The sequence below is a fragment of the uncultured Anaerobiospirillum sp. genome (assembly GCF_902485895.1).
Lineage (GTDB): Bacteria > Pseudomonadota > Gammaproteobacteria > Enterobacterales > Succinivibrionaceae > Anaerobiospirillum > Anaerobiospirillum succiniciproducens.
In genome coordinates, this window is record NZ_CABTML010000034.1 from 1 (window position 1) to 4,275 (window position 4,275).

2 protein-coding genes are annotated in these 4,275 nt (G+C 38.6%); both read left to right on the top strand.

Features of this window, described 5'->3' with window-relative positions; translation table 11 throughout:
• Positions 1-151: 151 nt before the first annotated feature.
• A complete protein-coding gene (locus RDO37_RS03125) occupies positions 152-481 on the top strand; it encodes a hypothetical protein (RefSeq protein ID WP_273323240.1) in 330 nt (109 codons plus the stop codon).
• Positions 482-880: 399 nt separating this feature from the next.
• Positions 881-3,955 carry a transposase gene (locus tag RDO37_RS03130; RefSeq protein WP_308498069.1) on the top strand — a complete coding sequence of 1,025 codons (3,075 nt, stop codon included), beginning with the start codon at positions 881-883 and terminating at the stop codon, positions 3,953-3,955.
• The last annotated feature ends 320 nt before the right edge of the window (positions 3,956-4,275 follow it).

Below are 4,275 nucleotides of genomic sequence, written 5' to 3' on the forward strand. Positions count from 1 at the left end.
GTACTTGGTCGATTTTACGGGGGTTAAATTTAAAAGCTAGCATACATATTATAAACCGCATGTTTATCGAATTTTAAGGAAACATGCAATTGCTAGGATTTAACAAAACCACACTGATTCTTAAGAAGGTAAGTCTGTTGGGGGATGCACTATGATTATTCCAACAGGTTGTCTTATCCACGTTGTAAACAAGCCAGTGTCAGCTCGTTATGGTATTCCAACTATGTTCGACATGCTTATAAGTGATGAGCTTCAAATTGGTTGGAACGGTATTGAGCCAGTGGTAATTGTGACCTTCAATGAGCGGAGAACCATTTGCAAGGTATTTGTTGTTGATGGGACTGGTTATACTTGCTTTACAAGAAAACGTGCAAGCGGTAGGTTTCAGTACAAGTTTAACCCTGAACTAATCCCATCTATTATAAGTGCTCGAGCTTTAGACAGACTGCTCACACATGGAAGTCTATCTACGAAAGCATGACCTTAGCATTACAAAATACTCAAGGAGCCTAGTGGCTCCTTTTTTTATTTTGTAAGAACCGATGTTTAGTCGATGGGCATTAGGTTGACAGACTTATATATGCGATTTCTATATATGCTGTCTCTATAACATACAAAAAAAGATTTGTATGTCAATAAAATAAAATCAATAGACGTGAGTGATTTTTGGCAGAAGTGTGAAGTGTACACTTGCCAATTCTTGGTGGGATATGTGAGGATTAGTGTTGGCTTTTTTTAAGCCAGTAAAATTGGTCTAACTTTATTTTGGTTGGCAGAAGAGAGTCGGATTTTAAACTTAGAGCGATCTTAGTTTAATGAAGGCAGCACAATGTCATTGCACTGCCCAGCCAAAATAAAAAAAATCCATTAGGCGTATTATATGAACAAACGTTCCAAAGATCTAGCAAAAGATCGTCAAAACCAAGATCTTGATCTTGAGATCACCACAAAGCAAGCCTCTCAAAACACCAATAAAACCGCTTTAAATAGCGGTTCTGCACACGATCTTCGCTATGATCTTAAAAAAGATCAGAGATCAGAAAATTCTCACGATCCTTGTCTTGAGATCTCAGATAACTCTAAAAAAGATCGTGGCTCTGATCTCGATAACACAAAAGAAAATAGCAAAGATCTCAAACACAATCAGTCTCATGAGTCTGCTTCAAATGAATTAGATAGTGCTAAAAGAGATCTTACAGAAAACCAAAAGCTTCGTAAGTCTAATCGTGAGCTGACCATTGAGTGTAATGAGCGAAAAAGACATGAAGAGCAGCTAGAGATCGAATGCCAATCAAAAATCAACACTCTAACTAATGTAGACACCTTAGCCGTCAAATTCTTTGCTGGTCTTAGGAAAATTTTGCCTGATCAAGCTATCTCAATTGCAAAAGACTTTACCTTTGATCTAGCTAATGGAACCATAAAGACATTAGACAACGCCTTTAATGAGTTATTAAACATTATCGGGACACTCAGTGACTGCAGACAAGCAGCAAACCTGTCGGCTCTAAATCTTTCAAAAAGTGAAAGAAGTAACTCAGCTGCACCAATAATTAAGGTATTGGATCGTGATGCAGACAAGCCTGAGGACTCATTTGCAACCCAATCATCATCAACTAAGCAAAATCAAAAGAATTCACTCTCGAAAGGCTCTGCTGAGAAAGAATTTGGCCATAACTGCAAGCTGGTCAAAGAGATACACGACGAAATCATTGAGAAGACTGATTTTGGAAGGGAACTAAAAGAATACCAAGAGGCCAATCCGCTCTCTAACCAGCAATATCAGCTCGGTGACTCTAGAAAAGCTCACAAAATTAACCAAGATTCTCTGTTTAGTCTTATTAAGCAATACGTTATCCCTCATTGTTTGGACAAGTATTCGGGTGACAATAAATCTTCTAAGTCGCACGACAAGTCAAAACATGTGGACAACAGAGTGACGGTAAAGCAAATAGAAAACACCAACTTCGTCATACATGCTATAACCAATACATTTAATGGCTACTGTAAACATTGCAATCAATATACAAAGCTAAAGATAACTGACATCAAACAATATAATACTGTCAACGGCACGTGTTTTGGCAGGGGATTTCACTCTTCTGCAAACCCTAGCTATCACATTGAGTGTCCCCGTTGTAATGAGAGGTACTCCATGAGCATGATCGACATGAATGTGCCTAAGTCGGTACTTGCTTCGTGCACTGACTACTCCAAAAAAGATTCATTAGTACTTCCTAATGATACAAAAGCAAAATCATCTGGCAGTGAAGAAAGCTTGGATAATGAAAACACATTTTGTAAAGATCAGTTCACTACGGAAAATGCGTTTTCTAGGCTTGAAAAAGCTCCTGACAATCAAAGATATACAGTAATACAAAGTGAATTGGGCAAAAGAGCATCTGATATCAAGAATCAGCCTCATACATGTGTAAGCATATTTGATAACTTTATCGATTTAAGCGACATAAAAGCAGCAGAGTTATTCCCTGTGTTTAAAGGCAGTTCTACATCCATAGGACTATTCACAGAGGCCATGGCTGCAACTAGGGACTATACAAGTACATCACGCTTTCATAAGTCAAAAGTAAGCCAAGCGGTAGAACAGTACATCATCTCACGAAGCCGTCTAATGGAGGTATTGCCAATTTTTTCGCGTGCATTTTTGAAAGGAGTTGCTAAGCAGATCCATCAAGATATTATTGCAAGCGCTGATGTTGTTGGCTGCGATGAGACTCATACGGCAGTAGTGGAGGCAGGTAAAATTAATGGCGCACGCTCCAAGAAATGCTACATCTGGGGGATGTGCTCCATAGATGTATGTGGCGATACCAAGGTTTACTATGAGGCCCATGATAATCGTACTGCCCAAGCCTGCATGTCATTGATTGACTACAATAGTGATGAGGCTGTATTTAAAGCGGTAATTACTGACGGATATAGAGTTTATATTAACGTTTTTGAGTCTATGGATGGCAAAAAGAGAGTGCATGCGTGCTGTTTTGCTCACTGGAGAAGAATCTACCGTCAATACTTAATTGAGCGAGACTGGCTATCTTTATATGACCAGCTACTTACTACCTCAAGCAATACAGAGGAGTTCTTTTCCAACCTTGAAGAGATGGTGCTTAAAGGGCCTAAAGATGACTATTCTAACTTCATACTTGCTCTAACTATCTATCACATCATCAATCAATTATTTGTAAATGATGCAAACTTACTTGCTTCACTAAAAGGTCATGAGCGTAGCGAGATTCTGAAAGCTCTTGATAAGATGCGTAAAGAGGATAGCGCATACTTGTTAGCTGTCCTCAATGTGCTTGTTGAGGCCAATATTGCTATTAATGACAACATTAAGGTATCAAAAAAAGGCAAGACTTACCAAGCAAATAAATGTATGTGTAAGAACACTGAGTTCTGCCTCTATTGGATGAATTATCGCCAGTACTTTACTGAGTTTATAAACATGCCGGAAATACCGCTTTCAAACAATGATATGGAGCGAGCATTTAGGTTACCTGCCATCTTGAAGAGAGTAAAGTTAAGCATTAAGACTATGGACGGATTTCATGCTTTTGCTGATCAGTTAACCGTTATAGAAAATTGTACGTTAGCTGGCGTGGATATACGTTACTACATTCCATGGCTAGTCATTAACGTCCAACGAGCAATCAACAATCTTAGTAATGATGAAATCAAGCAAGCTAGTGATTATGCCAATAAACTATGGCCTAATAATGCAAAGAAGATAGAACTACAAAGAAACAGAATGCCCAAAAAATTTGAGGCGGAGACAATCAATGATAAGGGAGTTGTGGTGAAAACAACTCTCGACTTATACGATCCATCTAATCCTTCAGCCGCGCTGTATGACCTTATATCATTCAAAGGTTTGACTCCTCACGATTTCAAGCGCGAAATGGAAAAGATGGAGCGCCAGAGATTAGCTAGCTAGCTTAAAACAAATAAGCCTACGCCCTATACAGAGGTATAGAGCGTAGGCATACACAAACTAAGCTTAATATCACAACATGTGACTACATGGCTGAATGGATATATCTATTCGGTTAGGGACCCTATTGTCTTTTTTCAGTGTTCTCGAGACAGATTCTTGATTTTTGAATGGTTTCGATTGATTTTAAAAGATGATTCGGTATACCGTTAACTTATGAGGCTTGCGTAATAGAAAACTACATGTCCGGATCATGTAGAACCATGGTCAAAATCATATAGCAAAAGCCTTATATAAGCCACTCCCTAAAATCGACCAAGTAC